At 67.1% G+C, this 19,504-nt stretch carries 15 protein-coding genes; 1 reads left to right on the top strand and 14 read right to left on the bottom strand.

Annotated features, from left to right (window positions below; genetic code table 11):
- Nucleotides 1-29: 29 nt before the first annotated feature.
- Both guaA and guaB read right to left on the bottom strand, forming a co-directional pair.
- Nucleotides 30-1,601 carry a glutamine-hydrolyzing GMP synthase gene (gene guaA, locus ACEQZD_RS03495; RefSeq protein WP_370183994.1) on the bottom strand — a complete coding sequence of 524 codons (1,572 nt, stop codon included), beginning with the start codon at nucleotides 1,599-1,601 and terminating at the stop codon, nucleotides 30-32.
- Between the two features lie 170 nt (nucleotides 1,602-1,771).
- A complete protein-coding gene (gene guaB, locus ACEQZD_RS03490; RefSeq protein ID WP_142948505.1) occupies nucleotides 1,772-3,241 on the bottom strand; it encodes an IMP dehydrogenase in 1,470 nt (489 codons plus the stop codon).
- Between the two features lie 502 nt (nucleotides 3,242-3,743).
- On the opposite strand from guaB, the gene xseA reads away from it, so the two are divergent.
- On the top strand, nucleotides 3,744-5,087 hold the full coding sequence (gene xseA, locus ACEQZD_RS03485) for an exodeoxyribonuclease VII large subunit (RefSeq protein ID WP_370183992.1): 1,344 nt from the start codon (nucleotides 3,744-3,746) through the stop codon (nucleotides 5,085-5,087).
- A gap of 253 nt (nucleotides 5,088-5,340) precedes the next feature.
- On the opposite strand, the gene ACEQZD_RS03480 is transcribed toward xseA, so the two are convergent.
- The 12 genes from ACEQZD_RS03480 to ndk form a co-directional block, all read right to left on the bottom strand.
- Entirely contained in the window at nucleotides 5,341-7,221 is a 1,881-nt protein-coding gene (locus tag ACEQZD_RS03480) for an ATP-binding protein (RefSeq protein WP_370183990.1), read from the bottom strand.
- Nucleotides 7,218-8,108: a hypothetical protein gene (locus tag ACEQZD_RS03475; RefSeq protein ID WP_370183988.1), complete on the bottom strand. Its 891-nt coding sequence runs from the start codon at nucleotides 8,106-8,108 to the stop codon at nucleotides 7,218-7,220. The genes ACEQZD_RS03480 and ACEQZD_RS03475 overlap by 4 nt, the downstream gene beginning before the upstream one ends.
- 77 nt (nucleotides 8,109-8,185) lie before the next feature.
- Nucleotides 8,186-10,318 (bottom strand): TonB-dependent receptor plug domain-containing protein, encoded by a 2,133-nt coding sequence (locus ACEQZD_RS03470; protein WP_370183986.1) that lies wholly within the window; start codon nucleotides 10,316-10,318, stop codon nucleotides 8,186-8,188.
- 25 nt (nucleotides 10,319-10,343) lie between these two features.
- Nucleotides 10,344-11,753, bottom strand: coding sequence for a ribosome biogenesis GTPase Der (der, locus tag ACEQZD_RS03465; RefSeq protein ID WP_142948500.1), 1,410 nt, complete (start codon nucleotides 11,751-11,753; stop codon nucleotides 10,344-10,346).
- Between the two features lie 123 nt (nucleotides 11,754-11,876).
- Nucleotides 11,877-13,025: an outer membrane protein assembly factor BamB gene (bamB, locus tag ACEQZD_RS03460; RefSeq protein WP_370183984.1), complete on the bottom strand. Its 1,149-nt coding sequence runs from the start codon at nucleotides 13,023-13,025 to the stop codon at nucleotides 11,877-11,879.
- An 8-nt stretch (nucleotides 13,026-13,033) separates the two neighbouring features.
- The gene (locus ACEQZD_RS03455) at nucleotides 13,034-13,669 is read right to left on the bottom strand and encodes a YfgM family protein (protein WP_370183982.1); all 636 of its coding nucleotides are present in this window, start codon (nucleotides 13,667-13,669) and stop codon (nucleotides 13,034-13,036) included.
- Nucleotides 13,670-13,681: 12 nt separating this feature from the next.
- Nucleotides 13,682-14,962 carry a histidine--tRNA ligase gene (gene hisS / locus ACEQZD_RS03450; RefSeq protein ID WP_370183981.1) on the bottom strand — a complete coding sequence of 427 codons (1,281 nt, stop codon included), beginning with the start codon at nucleotides 14,960-14,962 and terminating at the stop codon, nucleotides 13,682-13,684.
- A 31-nt stretch (nucleotides 14,963-14,993) separates the two neighbouring features.
- Nucleotides 14,994-16,112 carry a flavodoxin-dependent (E)-4-hydroxy-3-methylbut-2-enyl-diphosphate synthase gene (gene ispG / locus ACEQZD_RS03445; protein ID WP_370183979.1) on the bottom strand — a complete coding sequence of 373 codons (1,119 nt, stop codon included), beginning with the start codon at nucleotides 16,110-16,112 and terminating at the stop codon, nucleotides 14,994-14,996.
- 17 nt (nucleotides 16,113-16,129) lie between these two features.
- Nucleotides 16,130-17,071 carry a RodZ domain-containing protein gene (locus tag ACEQZD_RS03440; protein ID WP_370183977.1) on the bottom strand — a complete coding sequence of 314 codons (942 nt, stop codon included), beginning with the start codon at nucleotides 17,069-17,071 and terminating at the stop codon, nucleotides 16,130-16,132.
- Nucleotides 17,068-17,844, bottom strand: coding sequence for a type IV pilus biogenesis/stability protein PilW (pilW, locus tag ACEQZD_RS03435; protein ID WP_370183974.1), 777 nt, complete (start codon nucleotides 17,842-17,844; stop codon nucleotides 17,068-17,070). Before pilW ends, ACEQZD_RS03440 begins: the two co-directional genes overlap by 4 nt.
- A gap of 5 nt (nucleotides 17,845-17,849) precedes the next feature.
- Complete coding sequence (gene rlmN / locus ACEQZD_RS03430) at nucleotides 17,850-18,995, bottom strand: 23S rRNA (adenine(2503)-C(2))-methyltransferase RlmN (RefSeq protein ID WP_214013424.1); 1,146 nt, start codon at nucleotides 18,993-18,995, stop codon at nucleotides 17,850-17,852.
- A 20-nt stretch (nucleotides 18,996-19,015) separates the two neighbouring features.
- Nucleotides 19,016-19,447 carry a nucleoside-diphosphate kinase gene (gene ndk / locus ACEQZD_RS03425; protein ID WP_142948493.1) on the bottom strand — a complete coding sequence of 144 codons (432 nt, stop codon included), beginning with the start codon at nucleotides 19,445-19,447 and terminating at the stop codon, nucleotides 19,016-19,018.
- Nucleotides 19,448-19,504: the final 57 nt, after the last annotated feature.

The following is a 19,504-nucleotide window of genomic DNA, read 5'->3' as shown; positions in this document are numbered from 1 at the left end:
GTAAGCCCTTACTAGCTAGCTAGATCAGATCACTCCCACTCAATCGTAGCCGGCGGCTTAGACGAGATGTCGTACGTCACCCGGCTGATCCCCGGGATCTCATTAATGATCCGGCTGGAAACCTTCTCCAGGAACTCGTAGGGCAGATGTGCCCAGCGGGCGGTCATGAAGTCGATGGTCTCGACGGCGCGCAGGGCCACGACGTATTCGTAGCGGCGGGCGTCGCCGACGACACCGACGGATTTGACCGGCAGGAAGACGGCGAAGGCCTGGCTGGTTTTGTGGTAGAGGCCGGCGGCGTGCAGTTCCTGGATGAAGATGTGGTCCGCCAGGCGCAGGGTGTCGGCGTATTCTTTCTTTACTTCGCCGAGGATGCGCACGCCCAGGCCGGGGCCGGGGAAGGGGTGGCGGTAGACCATGTCGTAGGGCAGGCCGAGCTCGAGGCCGATTTTGCGCACTTCATCTTTGAACAGCTCGCGCAGGGGTTCGACGAGCTTGAGTTTCATGTGCTCGGGGAGGCCGCCGACGTTGTGGTGGGATTTGATCACGTGGGCGCCGCCGGTTTTGGAGGCGGCGGATTCGATCACGTCCGGGTAGATGGTGCCTTGGGCGAGCCAGTGGGCGTTTTTGAGCTTGGCGGCTTCGGCGTCGAAGATGTCGATGAAGGTGTTGCCGATGATTTTGCGCTTTTTCTCGGGGTCGGCTTCGCCGGCCAGGCGGGAGAGGAAGTGGTCTTCGGCGTCGACGCGGAGGACGCGCACGCCCATGTGGTCGGCGAACATTTCCATCACCTGGTCGCCTTCGCCGTGGCGCAGCAGGCCGTTGTCGACGAACACGCAGGTGAGCTGGTCGCCGATGGCTTTGTGCAGCAGCGCGGCGACCACGGAGGAGTCGACGCCGCCGGAGAGGCCGAGGATGACTTCGTCGTCGCCCACTTGTTCTTTGATGGCGGCAACGGCGTCGTCGATGATCTTGGCCGGGGTCCAGAGGGCGTCGCAGTCGCACAGCTCGCGGATGAAGCGTTCGAGGATGCGTCCGCCTTGCAGGGTGTGGGTGACTTCCGGGTGGAACTGGATGCCGTAGAAGCGCTTTTCGTCGTTGGCCATGGCGGCGATGGGGCAGCTTTCTGTGGTGGCGGAGACGACGAAGCCTTCGGGGACGCTGCCGACGCGGTCGCCGTGACTCATCCAGACGTCGAGGAATTCCTGGCCGCCCTCTTCGTGGTCGACGATGCCGTCGAGCAGGCGGTTGCCTTCGGCTTTGGTGACGCGGGCGTAGCCGAATTCGTGTTTTTCACCGGCGACCACGGTGCCGCCCAGTTGTTCGGCCATGGTTTGCATGCCGTAGCAGATGCCCAGCACCGGCACGCCCTGCTCGAACGCCGCTTGCGGGGCCCGCGGGGTCTCGGCGGCGGTGACGGATTCCGGGCCGCCGGAGAGGATGATGCCCTTGGGGTCGAACTCGGCGATGTCTTCGGCGGTGGCGTCGAAGGCGCGGATTTCGCAGTAGACGCCGATTTCGCGCACGCGGCGGGCGATCAGTTGGGTGTACTGGGAGCCGAAGTCGAGGATCAGGATGCGTTGGGCGTGAATGTCTTGCATGGCTTTGTCCGCTCTGGCCCCGGTTTGGGCCGGTGTTTTAAATGCAAAGGCCGGCGGGTGAGCCGGCCAGTTCAAGTTTGGTGTGTTGCCGGGTGGCTTTCGCCACCCTTTCGCGGGCGAGGCCCGCTCCCACAAAGAGCCGCTTCCGCAGGAAGCGGCCTCCCAGCGCCTTACCCGACAGGGTAGTTCGGTGCTTCCTTGGTGATGGTCACGTCGTGCACGTGGCTTTCTTTCATGCCGGCGTTGGTGACTTTCACGAAGTAGGGCTTGGTGCGCATTTCTTCGATGTTGGCGCAGCCGGTGTAGCCCATGGAGGCGCGCAGGCCGCCCATCAGCTGGTGGACGATGGCGCTCATCGGGCCTTTGTAGGGCACCCGGCCTTCGATGCCTTCGGGCACCAGTTTTTCGATGCCGGCGGCGGCGTCCTGGAAGTAGCGGTCGGACGAGCCGGTTTTGCCGGACATGGCGCCCAGGGAGCCCATGCCGCGGTAGGCTTTGTAGTAGCCGCCCTGGAACAGTTCCACTTCGCCGGGGGCTTCTTCGGTGCCGGCCAGCAGGGAGCCGATCATGATGGCGTGGGCGCCGGCGGCGACGGCCTTGGCGATGTCGCCGGAGAAGCGGATGCCGCCGTCGGAGATCAGCGGCACGTCGGTGCCCTTGAGGGCGGCGGCCACTTCGGAGACGGCGGTGATCTGCGGCACGCCGATGCCGGCGACGATGCGGGTGGTACAGATGGAGCCCGGGCCGATGCCCACTTTGACGCCGTCGGCGCCGGCTTCCATCAGCGCGATGGCGGCTTCGGCGGTGGCGATGTTGCCGCCGATCACGTCCACGTCCGGGAAGTGCTTCTTGATCCAGGCGACGCGGTTGAGCACGCCTTGGGAGTGACCGTGAGCGGTGTCGACCACGATCACGTCCACGCCCGCTTCCACCAGCGCGGCGACGCGCTCTTCGGTGCCGCCGCCGGTGCCCACGGCCGCGCCGACGCGCAGGCGGCCCTGGCTGTCTTTACAGGCGTTGGGGTAGCGGGTGGCTTTTTCGATGTCCTTGACGGTGATCATGCCGCGCAGCTCGCCGGCGTCGTTGACCACCAGGATCTTCTCGATGCGGTGCTTGTGCAGCAGGGTCTGCACTTCGTCGGCGCTGGCGCCCTCTTTCACCGTTACCAGGCGGTCGCGGCCGGTCATGATGTCGGCCACGGACTGGTCGTAGTCGGTGATGAAGCGGGTGTCACGGCTGGTGACGATGCCCACCACCTGCTGGCCTTCCACCACCGGCACGCCGGAGATGTTGTGGGCGTCGGTGAGGTTGATCAGCTCGCGCACGGTGGCGTTGGGGCTGATGGTGATCGGGTCCTTGACCACGCCGGACTCGTATTTCTTGACGGCGCGCACCTGGCGGGCCTGATCGTCCACCGGCATGCTTTTGTGCAGGATGCCAATGCCGCCTTCCTGGGCCATGGTGATCGCCAGACGGTGTTCGGTGACGGTGTCCATGGCGGAGGACAGCAGCGGGACGTTCAGCTCGATGTTGCGCGTCAGGCGCGTCTTCAGCGATACCTCATTGGGCAGCACATCGGAGTGGGCGGGCAGGAGCAGAACGTCGTCGAACGTCAGTGCTTCTTGGGCGATTCTGAGCATGTTGCACCCCTTGGCACACAGAGAAACTGAGGGGAGTCTGGACCCCGGGGCGCCGGGCTGTCGCCGGCCGGGAAGCCGGGTCGGGCAGGTAGGAGCCGGCGCAAGGGCGAACCAGGGGCTCCGTTAAATTAAGCCGGACATTATAAAGCATTTACCGCCTCAGCAGCAATCGGAGCTGCAAGCCTCAAGCTACAAGCCGCAGGCAGGCGGTGCTGAAGGAAGGGCCGTGCCGTTGCGGTGGGGCCGATACAGGATTCAGGATGCAGGATACAGGGGTGAGGTCGGTGCTATTCGGGTGGGGCCTCACTTCGTAGTGGGCTGGCCGGCCTCGATATCGGGGCGCGGGCCAAAGGGGTGACACCACACCGCCTCCTGTATCCTGCATCTTGTATCCTGAATCGTCTTCTCGTCGACAGGCACGGCCTCTCTTCCAGCACAACCCGGCTTGCAGCTTGAAGCTTGAAGCTTGTAGCCGGCGCCCTAGCGCCGTAAATTGCGCGGCATGACTTCTTCGCGCACCGAACCGTATTCCGTCAGCCGCTTGAATCTGGAGGCCCAGGGCCTGCTGGAAGGCAGCTTCCCGCTGATCTGGCTGCAGGGCGAGATCTCCAACCTGGCGCGGCCGCGCTCCGGGCATATCTATTTCAGCCTTAAGGACGACCGCGCCCAGGTTAACGCCGCCATGTTTCGGAACCGTAACAGCCTGCTGCGCTTCCAGCCCCGCGACGGCCAGCAGATTCTGGTGCGCGCCCGGGTGACGGTGTTCGTGCCGCGCGGCGGTTTCCAGATCATCGTCGAGCACATGGAGGAAGCGGGTGAAGGCGCGCTGCGCGCCCAGTTCGAGGCGCTCAAGGCGAAGCTGGAATCCGAGGGGCTGTTCGCCCAGGAACGTAAGCGCCCACTACCGGCGTGGCCCAGGCGTATAGGGGTGATCACCAGCCCCAGCGGCGCGGCGATCCGCGATGTGCTGCAGGTGCTCAAGCGCCGGGCGCCGTCGATTCCGGTGCTGATCTACCCCACCCCGGTGCAGGGCGCCGAGGCGCCGGCGCAGATCCGCCGGGCGCTGGCGCTGGCGATTCAGCGCAACGAGTGCGACGTGCTGGTGCTGGGGCGCGGCGGCGGCAGCCTGGAAGATTTGTGGGCGTTCAACGACGAGGCGCTGGTGCGCGCGGTGGCGGACAGCCCGATTCCGGTGGTCAGCGCGGTGGGCCACGAGGTGGACGTGTCGCTGTGTGATTTCGCCGCCGACGTGCGCGCGCCCACGCCCTCGGCGGCGGCGGAGCTGATCAGCCCGGACGGCGACGCCCTGCTCGCCCGCCTGGGCGTGCTGGGCCGCCGCCAGCGGCATTTGATGGCCCAGAACCTGCGCGGCCAGCGCCAGCGGCTGGAGGGCCTGGCCCGGCGGCTGCACGCCCGCCACCCGAACCGGCAGCTGGAGCAGACCCGCCAGCAGGTGGACGAGCTGCAGGCGCGTATGGCGCGCACCCTCAATCACCGCCTGGCGCTGCTGCGCGGCCGCTGGCAGCCGCTGGACGTGCGCCTGCGCCAGCAGTCGCCGGCCCAGCAGGTGACGCGTCAGGCTCAGCGGCTGGCCGAGCTGCAGCGGCGCCTGCCGGTGCCGTTGCGGCATCAGCAGCGGCATCTGGCGCAGCGCCTGGACGGCGCGGCGCGGCGGCTGCACACCGCCAGCCCGCTGGCGACCCTGGATCGGGGGTATTCGTTGACGCTGGTGGAGGGGCAGCCTTTGCGATCGGTGGCGGCGGTGAAACCCGGCGATACCGTGACCACCAGAGTGGCGGATGGGGCGTTTGACGCCACTGTGACTCGGGTTGAGCCGAACGAATAGAGTCTCTGTAATCCCGCGAAGCGCCCTTTGTAGCCAACCTTGTGCGAGCGGGCCTTGCCCGCGAAAGGCAAGCAAAGCTTGCCGGCAGGATCTCAGAGGCCTTTCTAACGGCAGCACCAACAACATCTCTGATATCCCGCCGGGCGGCTAGCGCCACCCTTTCGCGGGCTGGGCCCGCTCCCACAAGCCCGCTCGCACAACCGGGCTTCGTAGCTGCCTTGCCTGCCTGCTCCCAAGGCCCGCTGTCGCCGGGTTAGAGGTAGCGGCTGAGGAGGCGGGCGAGGCGGCGGCGGCGGAAGGGTTTGGCGAGGTGGGCGTCCATGCCGGCGGCGAGGCAGCGCTGGCGCTCTTCGAACATGGCGTTGGCGGTGAGCGCGATGATCGGCACCGGGTCGCGGCCGGCTTCCCGTTCGCGGCGGCGCAGGGCGCGGGTGGCTTCCAGGCCGTCCATGACCGGCATCTGCACGTCCATCAGCAGACAGTCGAAGTGCTGCTCCGCGCACATCGCCAGGGCGGTGGCGCCGTCGCCGGCGGTGGCCACCTCCAGCCCCAGGTGCTCAAGCATGCGGCACGCCACCAGCCGGTTGACGTCGTTGTCCTCCACCAGAAGCACCCGGCCGCTCAGCTGGGTGACCTCCTTTTTCGGTTCCGGCACCGCCGGCTGCTCCACGGCGCGGCGGCTGCGCACGCGCAGCGCCAGGGAGAAGCAGCTGCCCTGCTCCGGGTCGCTGGTGACGGTCAGGTCGCCGCCGAGAATCTGCGCCAGGCGCCGGGCGATCACCAGCCCCAGGCCGGTGCCGCCGAAGCGCCGGGCGCTGGAGGAATCGAGCTGCGAGAACGCCTGGAACAGCCGGTCGAGCTTGTGCTCGGCGATGCCGATGCCGGTATCGCGCACGTCGATGGTGAGGTTGAGCATGTGGCGCTCGTCGTGGCGCACGCCCACCAGCACGCGGATGCCGCCGGCCTCGGTGAATTTCACCGCGTTGGAGATCAGGTTACTGAGGATCTGCCGCAGGCGGGTGGCGTCGGAGCGGATCTCCAGGCCGGCCAGCGCCTCCGCGCCCTCCATGTCCAGGTAGAGGCCCTTTTCCCGGGCCAGGTAGCGGAAGGTGCCCACACAGTTCTGCAGCAGCGGTTCCGGGGCGAAGTAGCTCTGGTCGATCTCCATGCGCCCGGCTTCGATGCGCGAGAAGTCGAGGATGTCGTTGATCACCGCCAGCAGGTGGCCGGTGGATTCCAGGGCGGCGTCGGTGTATTCGCGCTGCTCGTCGTCCTGGTGGGTGGTTTCCAGCAGCTGCAGCATGCCCAGCACGCCGTTCATGGGGGTGCGCAGCTCGTGGCTCATCATCGCCAGGAAGTCGCTCTTTGCCTGGCTGGCGTGTTCGGCGCGGTGGTGCGCCTCGCGCAACTCGGTCATGGCGACCTGCTGATCGCGGCGTGCCTGATCCAGGCTGGCGGCCAGTTCGTTGATGTCGGTCTGCAGATGGCCCAGCTCGCCGCTGAGCGGGCGCACCCCGCGCACGTGGTAGTCGCCGCCGCGGATCACCCGCACCAGCCCGGACAGGTAGCTGATCGGGTCGGCGATCTGCCGCGCCAGGTAACCGGCGCTGAACAGCCCCACCACCATGGCCAGCAGCGCCGGCAGCAGGCTGGTGCCGATGATCTCCTTCTGGCGGGCGAGGATGCGCCCCCGGGACACGCCCAGCACCACCTCGCCGATGCGGTCGGGCCGCGCCGGGCGGCCTTCGCCGAAGGCCGGGTCCAGGGCCACCGGCTGGCGGTAGATACCGGCGTGGAATTCCAGCACGTCCTCGCCCACCACCCGGTCGGCCTCGAGGCCGGCGCGCAGCAGCGGCTCGCCGTCCTGGTCGCGGAACTGCACGTACTGCACGTCCGGCCGCGCCAGCACCATGTTGGCCTGGCGGCGCAGGTCGGACAGATTACCGCTGAGCACGCCGTATTCGGCGCTGCCGGCCAGTTGCTGGGCGAGGAAGCCGCCCAGCTGGCGCACCTCGTTGTCGGCGTCCTGAAAACGCTGCCAGGTGAGCGATACCAGCACCAGGATCAGCATGATCAGCGCCGGGATCACCCCCAGCCATTGCAGTTGCCGGCGAATGCCGCCGCGACGTGTCATGGCGTAGCCTCCAAAATCCGTTCCAGGGGCGCCCGATCCACCGGGCCCAGGTCGTAGGCGCCGGCCACGTGCTCGTTCACGGCCAGGGAATAATGGCCGGCGAAGCCCGGCGCGGGCCAGTGGCCGAGCCGCTGGTGGGCGTGCACCGCGTCCCGCGCGGCGGCGGCCAGATCCGTAAGCAGCACACGGGCGCTGGCGACGCTGCCGGCGCGCACGTAGGCGCCGTCCGGCCCCACCACCGGCACCCGCTGGCGGTAGCTGGTGAGCAGCACCAGCCGGGCGGCGCCGCCGTCGAACAGGGTATGGTCCTCCGGCAACAGCAGCGCGTCCCATTCCGGCAGGTGGCGGCGCAGCAGCACGCCGAGCCGGCCCGGCTGGGGCACCGTGACCGCCTCCAGGCTCAGGCCCGGCGGCGCCGGCGGGATAGTCCGCCAGACGCTGTGCGGGGCGCGCAGGATGCCGATGCGCCGGGCATCCGGCAGCAGGGCGCGCAACAGGGCCAGCTGGGTGTCCAGTGGCACGCCCTGCCAGACGGCGCTGCACCGGCAATCGTCGGTGATCAGGCGGTCGGCGGCGCGGCGCGGCACCGCCAGCCCGAGCACCGGCGGCCCGCCGTCGGCCAGGGCGTCGCGGAACGCCTGCTCGCCCAGGGCCACCCCCAGGTCGGCGTCGTCGTCCACCAGGCGCAGGGTGTCGCCGGCCAGGGCGCGCAGGGCGTCGGCGAACTCGTCGGCGGCTTCCGTGGAGGGCGCGCGCACCGACAGCCGCACCGGAGCCTCCGGGCCGCGGCCGGCCGCCGGCTCGGCGGCGAGCACAGGGGCGCCCAGGGCGGCGGCACCGGCCGCCACGCCAAGCAGCAGTAAAGCGATCCCCCAGGCGCGACGCATCCTAGCCGCCACGCCTCCAGGCGCCTTTGGTGTTGCTGTTATCGTGCCTCATCGGCTGCGACCCCCGCTTCTGATCCCTAGAAAGTGACCGTGGCGCCGATCCAATAGCGCTGGTCGTCCTGGTACTGGTTTTCGACAAAAACCACCGGTTCTTTATTGAGCGGGTGTTGGACCACGAAACGCCATTCCACCTCTGTCTGATGCAGACGGTGCCGGAAACCGAGCTGCGCATCCAGCCGCTCGAAGGGGTAGTCGTTGTAATCGCGGGCCAGGTAATAGGCGGTGGACCAGGACCAACCGCCGCCCAGGCGCCAGTGCCACAGGGCGCTGGCGCTGTCGCGGGCGGCGAAGCGCTGCTCGGTGGCTATGTTGGCTTCGGTGTGCACATGGGCGCCGGTGAGCCGTAGGAGATGACGGGCATTGGGCCGCCAGCTCAGCTGCGCCTCGGTGCCGCGGTGCTCCACCTCACCGTCGTTGGCCGGATCGAACTCGAACGGGTTGAGGGCGCCGCTGACCAGGTCCCAGAGCTCTTCGCGGAAGTAACGGATGTCGAGCTCGAAGCCGCCCAGGGCACCGGCGAAGAAGCGCCCGTAGTAGCCCAGCTCGCGGGAGCGGATGCGCTCCGGCTTGAGCATGCCGGGGCTCTGCTGGGTGACGAAGAAGTAGGCCGGGTTCCAGCCCAGCAGGGCCTGCTGGTTGCCGGCGAAGGGGGCGCTCAGGTCGGTGATCGGCAGATTGATGCGCGCCTGGTCTTCGTAGATGTCCGGGGTGCGCAGCGCGCGGGCGTAGGAGGCGCGCAGGGTGTGGCCGCGCACCACCTGCCAGTTGATGCCGGCGCGCGGGCTGAAGTGCTCGCCATTGATGTCGTCGTACTCCCAGAAGCCGCCCAGGCTGATGGTCACCGGCGCCACCGGTTTCACCGCCAGGTTGGCGAACAGGCGCCGGCTGACGTTCTCACCGGTGCCGGACAAGAACGCCTGGGACTCGCCCCGGTCGTGGCGCAGGTTGGCGCCGGCCACCAGCCGTGCCCAGTCGGTGACCTGCAGGGTGTCCTGGATTTCCAGGTCGTAGCGGGTTTCCTGGGTGCCCAGCCAGGCGCGGCCGCAGAACGCCTGGGCGCCGCTGGCCTGCAAGGTGGCGTAGCGGTTCTGTATCCCCGGGTCGGCGCCGGCGGCGGCCAGGGTCTGGCCGATGTCGCTGTTGTTGGCCAGGTACAGGTCGCGCAACTCCTGGGAGAAAAACAGGCCGCCGCCGGGCCCCTGGGCGCCGGTGAGCGGGTCGCGGAAGCACAGGTCCAGGTTGTTGTCTTCGTTGGTGTACTGGCCGTAGGCGCTCACCTTGAGCTGGTGGCGCGGGGAAAACTGGCGTTGCCAGTCGAGGCCGAAGAAGGCGCGCTCGCCCACCTGGTGGGTGTCGTCGTAGTAGTCGGCCAGTTCCTGCAGGCCGGATTCCGGCGGCCGGTCCAGCCGTGAGCGGCTGCCGCCGGCGTGCACGGTGAGCGTGTCGCGCGGCGACAGCTCGAACACGGTGCGGCTGTTGAGCTTGTCGACGCGCTTGGCGTCGCCGTTTTCCAGCGGTGTGATGCCGGCGTCGTAGCCGTCGTCGCGCTGGCTGCTGACGCTGACGCGGAAGGCGCCGTTTTCGAACTGGTGGCTGGCGCCCAGGCGCGCGTCGCGGATGCCGTTGTTGCCGGCACGCACGCTGACCCGCTGGCCGACACTGTCGCGGGGGTCGCGGGTGATGATGTTGATCACCCCGGTGAAGGCGTTGGCGCCGTAGGCGGCGGAGGCCGGGCCACGGGTGACTTCGATGCGCTCCACATCTTCCAGGCTGACCGCCAGATCGTTCCAGCTGACCCGGGCGAAGCCGGGCTGGTAAACGCTGCGCCCGTCGATCAGCACCAGCATGCGGCGGGTGTCGCGGGCCTGGGTGCCGTGGTAGGAGACCGTGGGCACGTTGCCGTCGGCCTTGGCCACCGCCATGCCCGGCACCAGACGCAACACCTCGTGCAGCTCCCGGGCGCCGCTGGCGCGAATCAAATCCCGGTCGATGATAGTAACGCTGGCGGGCACTTCGGAAATGGGCTGGTCCAGGCGCGCCGGGGTCAGCACCCGGGGCACCTCGCTATCGGAATCGAACGGCGCGTCCGCCCAGGCAGGCAGAGTCAGCCATGGCAGACAGGCCAGTAGTAGAAGTTTATGCCCCCGCACTTCTTCCCCCAGATTTTAGAACCGGCTATTTCTTAACGTGCTTCATCATGCGGCGTTTGCGTTTGATTTGCCGTTCGGTGAGCTGGGTCTTGCGGCCCTCGTAGGGGTTGTCGCCGGACTTCAGCTCCAGCCGGATCGGCGAGCCTTCAATCTTTAGCAGCTCCCGGAAGCGGTTCTCCAGGTAGCGCTGGTAGCTGTTCGGTAACGACTCGGTACGGTTGCCGTGGATCACCACCGTGGGCGGGTTGGAGCCGCCCAGATGCGCGTAGCGCAGCTTGGCCCGGAAGCGCCCGGCGCGCGGCGGCGGGTGCGAGTGGGTGATGTCCTGCAGCATGCGGGTGAGCGCGTTGCTGCCCAGCTTGATGAAGGCGGAATCCCAGGCTCGTTCGATAAAGCCGAACAGGTCGCCGACGCCGGTGCCGTGCAGCGCGGAAATAAAGTGCACCTTCACCCAGGGGGCGAAATGCAAGCGCCGTTCCAGCTCGCGCTTGACCCACTGGCGGTGGTCGGCCTCCAGGCCGTCCCATTTGTTCACCGCGATCACCAGGGCGCGGCCGGTTTCCAGCACATAGCCGAGCAGGTGCAGGTCCTGGTCGGTGATGCCGTCGCGGGCATCGATCACCACCATCACCACCTGGGCGGCGTCCACCGCCTGCAGCGCCTTGATCACGGAGAATTTTTCGATGGTCTCGTGGACCTTGCCGCGGCGGCGGATGCCGGCGGTGTCGATCAGCACGTAGTTGCGCTCGCCGTCGCCGTTGCGGTCCTGGCGCACGAACGGCACCTCGATGGTGTCGCGGGTGGTGCCGGCCTGGTCAAACACCACCACCCGCTCCTCGCCGAGGATGCGGTTGATCAGGGTGGATTTGCCCACATTGGGACGCCCCAGCACCGCCACGCGCACGGTGTCCGGATCGGCGGGCTCGCCGTCGTCCTCGTCCGCTTCGGGAAATGCCTTGAGCACCTCGGTGATCATGCCGCGCACGCCGCGCCCGTGGGCGGCGGCGATCGGGAACAGCTCGGTGAGCCCCAGGCCGTAGAAGTCCGCCAGGGCGGTGTCCGGGTCCAGGCCGTCGGTTTTGTTGACCGCCAGGTAGACCGGCTTGGGCAACTTGCGCAGCTCCGAGGCCACCTGCTCGTCGGCGGCGGTGAGGCCGGCGCGGCCGTCCACCAGGAACAGCACCACGTCCGCTTCGCCCACCGCCTGCAGGGCCTGGTCGGTCATCGGCCGGTCGATGCCCTCTTCGCTTTCGCCGATGCCGCCGGTGTCGACCACCGTGTAGGGGCGGTCGCCCAGGCGGCCGTCGCCGTACTGGCGGTCCCGGGTGAGGCCGGGGAAGTCCGCCACGATGGCGTCACGGGTGCGGGTAAGGCGGTTGAACAGCGTGGATTTGCCCACATTGGGGCGGCCCACCAGGGCGATCACGGGTTTCATTGGGGCTCGGTCGGAGTGGCTGTGGTGATTTAGGGGGCAGGATACAGGCGTGCGGGGTTTCTAGCTACAAATGGCAAGCTACAAGCCCGGCGATGCGCGGGGCTTGTAGCTCGGGGCTTGCGCCTAGTCGTCCGCTTCGATGCGGTAGGCGGCGAGCTTGCCGTCGGCGCTGAGCGCGTAGAGCACGTCGTCGACCACCACCGGCGTGGACGAGAAGCCGTCGCGGTCGTGGCGGTAACGGGCCACCAGCTCGCCGGTGTCGGCGTCCATCCAGTGCAGGTAGCCTTCGAAGTCGCCGACCACCACCAGGCCGTCCTGAACGGCGGTGCCGGTGAGGCGGCGGCCGTAGAGCTTGTCCTGCTGCCACAGGAAGCTGCCGCTGCGCTGCTCGGCGGCGCGCACCAGGCCTTCGTCGTCGGCCACGAACAGGGTGCCCAGGTAGGAACTGATGGTCTGGTGGCTGGACAGGTCCTTGCTCCAGTAGGGGCGGCCGTTTTCCCAGTCGAGCACCGACAGCTGGCCCTGGAAGGTGGCGGTGAAGACGCCGCCGTTTTCCACCAGCATGTTGGCGTTCACGTCCACCAGGCGGTCCAGTTCGGAGCGGCCGGAGGGTTCCGCCACGCGGCGCTCCCACAGGGGCGCGCCGGTGTCCGCTTCGATGGCAGCCACCTTGCCGCTGGCGAAGCCGGCGTAGACCCGGCCGTTGACGATCACCGGCTGGGCACCGCCGAGCAGGGTCAGGTTGGGCACCGTGGTTTCGTAGTCCCAGAGTTGCTCGCCGCTGCTGCCGTCCAGGCCCAGCACATGGCCGTCGATGGTCTGCGCCACCACCAGGCTGCCGTTGCTGGTGGGCGCGGCGAGCACTTCACTGCTCACTTCGGTGCGCCACAGCGGCTCGCCGTCTTCGCTGTCCAGGGCCACCACGTCGCCTTCGCGGGTGCCGTAGAGCACCTGGCCGTAGCCGGCGTAGAGGCCGCCGGAGATGCGGTCCTCGGTTTTGCTGCGCCACTGGCGTTTGCCGTTTTCCCGGTCGAAGGCGTAGACGCGGCCGTGGATGTCGGCGGCGAACACCTGCTGGTTGGTCACCGCCGGGGTCAGCGTCATGGCGGTTTCGTCGACGCCGTCACCGGCGCCGGAGCGCCACAGACGGTCCACGTCGTAGCGGGCCTCGAACTCCGGCAGTGGGTTGGGTTCGATGGCGTTGGGGTTGCTGCTGCAACCGGCCAGCGCCACCAGACCGAGCAAAAACGGGGCCGTGAAGGCTTTCAACATAGGGTTCACTATAGGGACTTCATGTCGTCGAGTTTCATTTGCACGCGGTCCTTGGCGGCGCCGTTATCCAGTGCCTCCAGCGCGCCGGTGTAGGCGTCGCGGGCCGCGTCCCATTTTTCCCGGGCGCCGGCGATGTCCCCTTTCAACTCCAGCGCCTGGGCTTCCCAGGCTTCCGGGAAGGTGCGTGAAATCTGCTGTTCCGCGGCGTCCAGATCCCCCTGTTCGATCTGCACCCGCGCCAGGCGTACCCGGGCGGTGTATTCGAGCTCCTTGCTGGCGGCGTCTTCGGCCACCGCTTTGAGCTGCTCGGCGGCGCCGTTGAGGTTGCCCTCGTCGGCGGCCAGCTTGGCCAGGGCCAGGCGGGCGTAATCCGCGTAGGCGGTGGACTCGAAGTCTTCCAGCAGGGTGTCGGCGGCGCTGCGCACCTGCTCGGCGTCACCGCCCTGGCCCAGGCCGGCGACCAGGGATTCGTACACCTTGGACGCTTCCGCCGCCTGGCCGCTGCTGTGCTCCTGCCACTGGCGCCAGCCGATCATGGAACCGATCGCCAGCACGATCACCACAATCGTGGCGGTGCCGTTCTTCTGCCACCATTCCTTGAGGCGTTCCGCCTGTTCTTCTTCGTCCCGGATGTAATCTGCCACCCCAATGTCTCCTTATTCGCTTTTTGGCGCGAGGCGCGCGGCCAGCCATTGGGCGACCTCGTCCTCGGACAGTTGCTGTTGTTCGCTTTGATCACGCAGCGGTTTCACCGCCACCTGTTTGGCGGCCACTTCGTCTTCCCCCAGGATCAGGGCGAAGCGGGCGCCGCTGCGGTCGGCTTTCTTCATCTGGCTTTTGAAGCCACCGCCGCCGCAATGACACTGAATGCCGACACCGGGCAGGGCGTCGCGCAGTTTTTCGGCCAGCACCAGCGCCTGGGTCTGCACGTCGCCCATGGCGGTAATATAGATCGCCACCGGCGCCGGCAGTTCCGGACGCTTTTGTTCGAGCAGCAACACCAGCCGCTCCAGGCCCATGCCGAAGCCCACCGCCGGGGTCGGCTTGCCGCCCAATTGCTGCACCAGGCCGTCGTAGCGGCCGCCGGCGCAGACCGTGCCCTGGGCGCCGAGGGCGGTGGTGGTCCACTCAAACACGGTTCGGCCGTAGTAATCCAGCCCGCGTACCAGGTTGGGATTGATCACGTAGGGCACGCCGGCGGCATCGAGCAGCGCGCGCAGCCCGTCGAAGTGGGCGCGCGCCTCTTCGCCCAGATGGTCGGCCAGGCGCGGGGCGTTTTCCAGCACCTCGCGGGTGCCCGGGTCCTTGCTGTCGAGCACGCGCAGCGGGTTCCGTTCCAGGCGGTTTTGTGAATCCTCGTCGAGCCGGTCGCGGTGCTCGCGCAGGAACGCCACCAGCGCCTCGCGGTAGCGGGCGCGGTCGTCGTTGTCGCCGAGGGTGTTGAGCTCCAGGGTGACCTGGTCGCTCAGGCCCAGCTCTTTCCACAGCCGGGCGGTGAGCAGGATCACTTCCGCGTCGATGTCCGGGGTGGCGATGCCGAAGGTTTCCACGCCGATCTGGTGGAACTGGCGGCTGCGGCCCGCCTGGGGGCGCTCGTAGCGGAACATCGGGCCGGTGTACCAGAGCCGCTGGGTCTGGTTATAGAGCAGCCCGTGCTGCTCAGCGGCGCGCACGCAGCCGGCGGTGCCTTCCGGGCGCAGGGTCAGGCTGTCGTCGTTGCGGTCGGCGAAGGTGTACATCTCTTTTTCGACGATGTCGGTCACTTCGCCGATGCCGCGCGCGAACAGCTCGGTGCGCTCGACGATGGGAAGACGAATCTCCTGGTAGCCGTAGGCCGCCAGCACCGCCCGGGCGCGCTGCTCCAGCCACTGCCACAGGGGCGTCTGTTCGGGCAGAACGTCGTTCATGCCACGAATCGACGTGATCTTGTTGCTCACCGGTTCTCCTTATTTAACGTCTTGCGGGGCGTTATTCGCTTCGCAGGATCACGCCTTTCTCTTCGTCCTCGCGCTGCCGGGCCACCTTGGCGCGCACCATGCGCTCCAGTTCGTCGACCAGGTTCTCGGACTTGATGTGGTGGCTCTTCTGGCCGTCCGCGTAGGACAGGTTATTGGGCGTGCCGCCGGTGAGGCCGACATCGACTTCGCGGGCTTCGCCGGGGCCGTTGACCAGGCAGCCGATCACCGCCAGGTCGACGGATTCGTTGATGTCCTCGAGACGCGCTTCCAGCTCGTTGACGGTCTTGATCACGTCGAAGTTCTGCCGGGAGCAGCTCGGGCAGGCGATGATGTTCACGCCTTTCTTGCGCAGGTTCAGGCTTTTCAGGATGTCGAAGCCGACGCGGATTTCCTCCACCGGGTCGGCGGCCAGGGACACGCGGATGGTGTCGCCGATGCCTTCCATCAGCAGCCCGCCCAGGGCCACCGAGGATTTCACCGTGCCGGAACGGAAGGTGCCGGCCTCGGTGACGCCCAGGTGCAGGGGCTGCTCGATCTGGCTGGCCAGCTTGCGGTAGGCCTGCAGGGTCATGAACACGTTGGAGGCTTTGACGCTGACCTTGAAGTCCTGGAAATCGTAGCGGTCGAGGATCTCGGCGTGGCGCAGGGCGGATTCCACCAGCGCGTCGCTGGTCGGTTCGCCGTATTTGCGCTGCAGCTCTTTTTCCAGCGAGCCGGCGTTGACGCCGATGCGGATCGGCACGCCGTGGTCGCGGGCGGATTCGATCACCGCGCGCACCCGGTCCTCGCGGCCGATGTTGCCCGGGTTGATGCGCAGGCAGTCGGCGCCTTCGTCGGCCACTTTCAGGGCAATCTTGTAGTCGTAGTGGATGTCCGCCACCAGCGGCAGGGCCACCTGCTTGCGGATCTTGCCGAAGGCTTCGGCGGCGTCCATGTCGGGCACCGAGACGCGCACGATGTCCGCGCCCACTTCCTGCAGGCGGCGGATCTGGCCGACGGTGGCCTCCACGTCGCAGGTGTCGGTGTTGGTCATGCTCTGCACGGAGATCGGCGCATCGCCGCCCACCGGCACGGAGCCGACGTGAATCTGACGGGATTTGCGGCGCTTAATGGAGACTTCCGGTTCCATGCTAACTCCTGAAACGACTAGGGCAGCGTGACGCGGACCACGTCACCGGAGCGTTGGCTGGGCAGGCTGACCGCGGAACCGTTGATGCGTACCGCGCTCACTGCCGCCGCGTCGCCCAGGGTAACGCGGAACGGTGCCTCGCCGTCCAGATTGACGCTGCCACCGGCGTTCTGTTGGCCCTGGGTGAGCGTGGCGCCGGTGGCGTCCACCACTTTGATCCAGCAAACGCGGGAAAATTCCAGGGTCAGGCTGTCGATGCCGTCTTCGCCGGGGGCGGCGGCCAGTTCGGTTTGCGAGGCCTGGCTTTGCGGTGTTTGTTCCGCCAGCTCCGGGCGGGACGCGGGTTCACCGCCGGAGGAGCCGTCGTTGGACTGTTCGGAGGGCGGCTCGCCGCCCTGGTCGCTGTCGCCGCCGCTTTCGGGCAGCGGCTGCAGGCTGTCGTCCACCGGCTCGCTGGGCTCGATGGTTTCCGGCATGGCCGGATCCGGGGCCTGCGGCGGCGCCGGGCTGTCGAAGGTTTCCTCGCCGCCACGACCGCCGTCGTCCACGGACGGCTCGGGCCCGCCCATGTCGTCGCGGGGCCACAGCCACCAGCCCACGGCCACCAGCAGCACGACCACCAGCACCGCCAGGGCCGGCAGACGCCATTCCCGATTGCTGGGGGCTTCGTCCAGGGCCGCCTGCTCGCGCTCGCGCTCATCCTGGCGCATTTCGTCCACGCGCTGCTGGAATTGCCGGGCCAGCTCTTCCGCCGGCAAGCCCAGAAAACGGGCGTAGTTACGCAGATAGCCCTTGATGAAGGGGGCTTCGGGCAGGCGCTCGTAATCGTCTTGTTCCAGGGCCCGCATATAGGAAGTGGACAGCCGCAGATGCTTGCAGGCTTCCTCCTGGCTGAGACCCTTCTCTTCCCGGGCCCGGCGCAGTCTCTCGCCGGGTAATACGGTCTCGTTGGCGCTCATTGACGTCCCTCCTGCGCGCTCCGCCATTCCTGCCAGAGCTTGTGCTCCCGGGTACCGGGATAGAGATTCTGCAGGGCCAGCTCATAGCTGGACTGCTGATCCTGTAAGCCGAGGGCGGCGGCCAGTTGAATGCCGGTCCACAGCCCTTCGGCGCTCTGCCGGCCGATGCGGCGCTCGTACTGTTTGTAGTAATCCCAGCCCATCTGGTGGCGGCCCTCTTCATGATAGAGCTTGGCCAGTTGCAGGGTGGCGTGGGTGGAGCGGCCGTTGAGGCGCAGGGCACGGATGAACGCGTCCTTGGCGTCGCCGGGCCGGTCCAGCGCCGCGTAGCTTTGCCCCATGTTGCTGAAGGCGCTGGCGCGGCCTTCATAGTTGGGGTCGTTGGCGGCGCGCTTGAATTTCTCCAGGGCCTCTTCGTAGCGCCGCTGGGTGTACAGCAAGGTGCCGTAATTGTTCAGTGCCGGGGCGTAGTTGCGGTCGGCGGACAGCGCTTTGCGGTAGTGGTATTCCTCTTTCTCCGCGTCGCGCTCGTAGTTGTACAGCAGCGCCATGGCGTTGTGGGCGGCGGCGCTGTCGTCGTCGATGGACAGCGCGCGGGAGAAATGGCGGCGGGCTTCGGACGGGTCGCCCATCTGCAGATACTGCAAACCGGCGGCGACCCGGGTGCGCACCGCTGCCTGGGGGTCGGCGGCGGGCCCGCCGCCGGTGGTCGTGGTGGTGCAGCCGGCCACCGCGACGGTGGCCACCAGAATCAGAACGAGCTGTCGAAGCATTGGGTTCATTGCACGGATGCTGTTTTGCTGTCGGGCTGTTCCGAGCGATGGAAAATGGATTCCTTCCATCGTTCGCTGCGACGGGTACGGTCTTTCACTTCGCCCACCAACTGGCCGCAGGCGGCGTCGATATCGTCGCCTCGGGTAGTGCGCACGGTGGTCATGACGCCATTGTCATTCAGGAATTTGTGGAATGCCAGAATGTCGCTTTTGCGCGAGCGTTCATAGCCCGCGTGGGGAAACGGGTTGAAGGGAATCAGGTTCACCTTCACCGGAATGCCGCGCAGCAGCTTGACCAGCTGGCGGGCGTGCTCCGGTTTGTCGTTCACATCGCGCAGCATCACGTATTCCATGGTGATGGTGTTGTGGCGATGGGTGATGTTGTCACTGTAACGCTTGCACGCCGCCATCAGCTCCTTGAGCGGATATTTGCGGTTGAGCGGCACCAGTTCGTTGCGCAGCTCGTCGTTGGGGGCGTGCAGACTCACCGCCAGGGACACGTCCAGGTCGGCGCTGAGCTGATCAATCTTGGGGATCACCCCGGAGGTGGACAGCGTGATGCGGCGCTTGCTGATGCCATAGCCCAGGTCGTCGCGCATCAGGCGCATGGCGGCCAGTACCGGCTGATAGTTCAGCAGCGGCTCGCCCATGCCCATCATCACCACATTGGTGATCGGGTGCTCGCCCAGGTTCTTGCGCGGGCCGAACGAACGGCTCGCCTGCCAGACCTGGCCGATGATTTCCGAGCTGGTGAGATCGCGCTGGAAGCCTTGCTTGCCGGTGGAGCAGAAACTGCAGTCCACGGCGCAACCCACCTGGGAAGAGACACACAGGGTGCCGCGGCGACCGTCGGGAATAAACACGGTCTCCACGGCGCCGCCGTTGTCGGCCTCGAACACCCATTTACGGGTGCCGTCCCGGGAGATGCCCTCGTGGAGCACCTCCGGGCCGCGAATTTCCGCCACACGGACGAGTTTTTCACGCAGGGCCTTGCCCACGTCGGTCATCTGCTCGAACGAATCCACCTGGTGGTGGTGGATCCACTTCATCACCTGCTGGGCGCGGAATTTCTTCTCGCCCATGTCCAGGAAGAAGGCTTCCATCTCGGGATAGGTGAGACCGAGCAGATTTACCTTGTCGGGGGCACTCATTGCTTCGCTCCTTGCAGCCCTTAGCGGGTGCGCGGGCAGACTTCCTCGTCGGCGAAGAAGTAGTCCACTTCACGGGCGGCGGATTCGGTGGAATCAGAACCATGGACAGCGTTTTCGTCGATGGTTTCCGCGAAATCGGCACGGATGGTGCCGGCTTCGGCGTCCTTCGGGTTGGTGGCACCCATCAGATCACGGTTTTTCTTGACCGCGTCTTCGCCTTCCAGCACCTGTACTACCACGGGGCCGCTGGTCATGAAACCGACCAGGTCGCCGAAGAAGGGACGCTCTTTGTGCTCGGCGTAGAAGCCTTCGGCCTGCTCTTTGCTCAGGTGCAGCATCTTCATGGCCACCACGTTCAGGCCAGCCTTTTCGAAACGGCCAACGATCTCGCCGATCGCGTTCTTGCCCACGGCATCAGGCTTGATAATAGAGAGGGTACGCTCAACAGCCATCTGTCTGATCACTCCAGTTGGGGGTTCCTGAAACCGGCGGATTATACGCACGAAGGG

Source organism: Alloalcanivorax sp. (assembly GCF_964221125.1).
GTDB lineage: Bacteria > Pseudomonadota > Gammaproteobacteria > Pseudomonadales > Alcanivoracaceae > Alloalcanivorax > Alloalcanivorax venustensis.
Note: the sequence above shows the minus strand (reverse complement) of the source record. Positions and strands in the feature narration are given on the sequence as shown.

Bases quoted from the DNA above. Each gene is read 5' to 3' on its own strand.
- guaB (WP_142948505.1), bottom strand. From the start codon at position 3,241: ATGCTCAGAATCGCCCAAGAAGCACTGACGTTCGACGACGTTCTGCTC.
- xseA (WP_370183992.1), top strand. From the start codon at position 3,744: ATGACTTCTTCGCGCACCGAACCGTATTCCGTCAGCCGCTTGAATCTG.
- der (WP_142948500.1), bottom strand. From the start codon at position 11,753: ATGAAACCCGTGATCGCCCTGGTGGGCCGCCCCAATGTGGGCAAATCC.
- bamB (WP_370183984.1), bottom strand. From the start codon at position 13,025: ATGTTGAAAGCCTTCACGGCCCCGTTTTTGCTCGGTCTGGTGGCGCTG.
- pilW (WP_370183974.1), bottom strand. From the start codon at position 17,844: ATGCTTCGACAGCTCGTTCTGATTCTGGTGGCCACCGTCGCGGTGGCC.
- ACEQZD_RS03475 (WP_370183988.1), bottom strand. From the start codon at position 8,108: ATGCGTCGCGCCTGGGGGATCGCTTTACTGCTGCTTGGCGTGGCGGCC.
- ispG (WP_370183979.1), bottom strand. From the start codon at position 16,112: ATGGAACCGGAAGTCTCCATTAAGCGCCGCAAATCCCGTCAGATTCAC.
- rlmN (WP_214013424.1), bottom strand. From the start codon at position 18,995: ATGAGTGCCCCCGACAAGGTAAATCTGCTCGGTCTCACCTATCCCGAG.
- ACEQZD_RS03480 (WP_370183990.1), bottom strand. From the start codon at position 7,221: ATGACACGTCGCGGCGGCATTCGCCGGCAACTGCAATGGCTGGGGGTG.
- guaA (WP_370183994.1), bottom strand. From the start codon at position 1,601: ATGCAAGACATTCACGCCCAACGCATCCTGATCCTCGACTTCGGCTCC.
- ACEQZD_RS03440 (WP_370183977.1), bottom strand. From the start codon at position 17,071: ATGAGCGCCAACGAGACCGTATTACCCGGCGAGAGACTGCGCCGGGCC.
- ndk (WP_142948493.1), bottom strand. From the start codon at position 19,447: ATGGCTGTTGAGCGTACCCTCTCTATTATCAAGCCTGATGCCGTGGGC.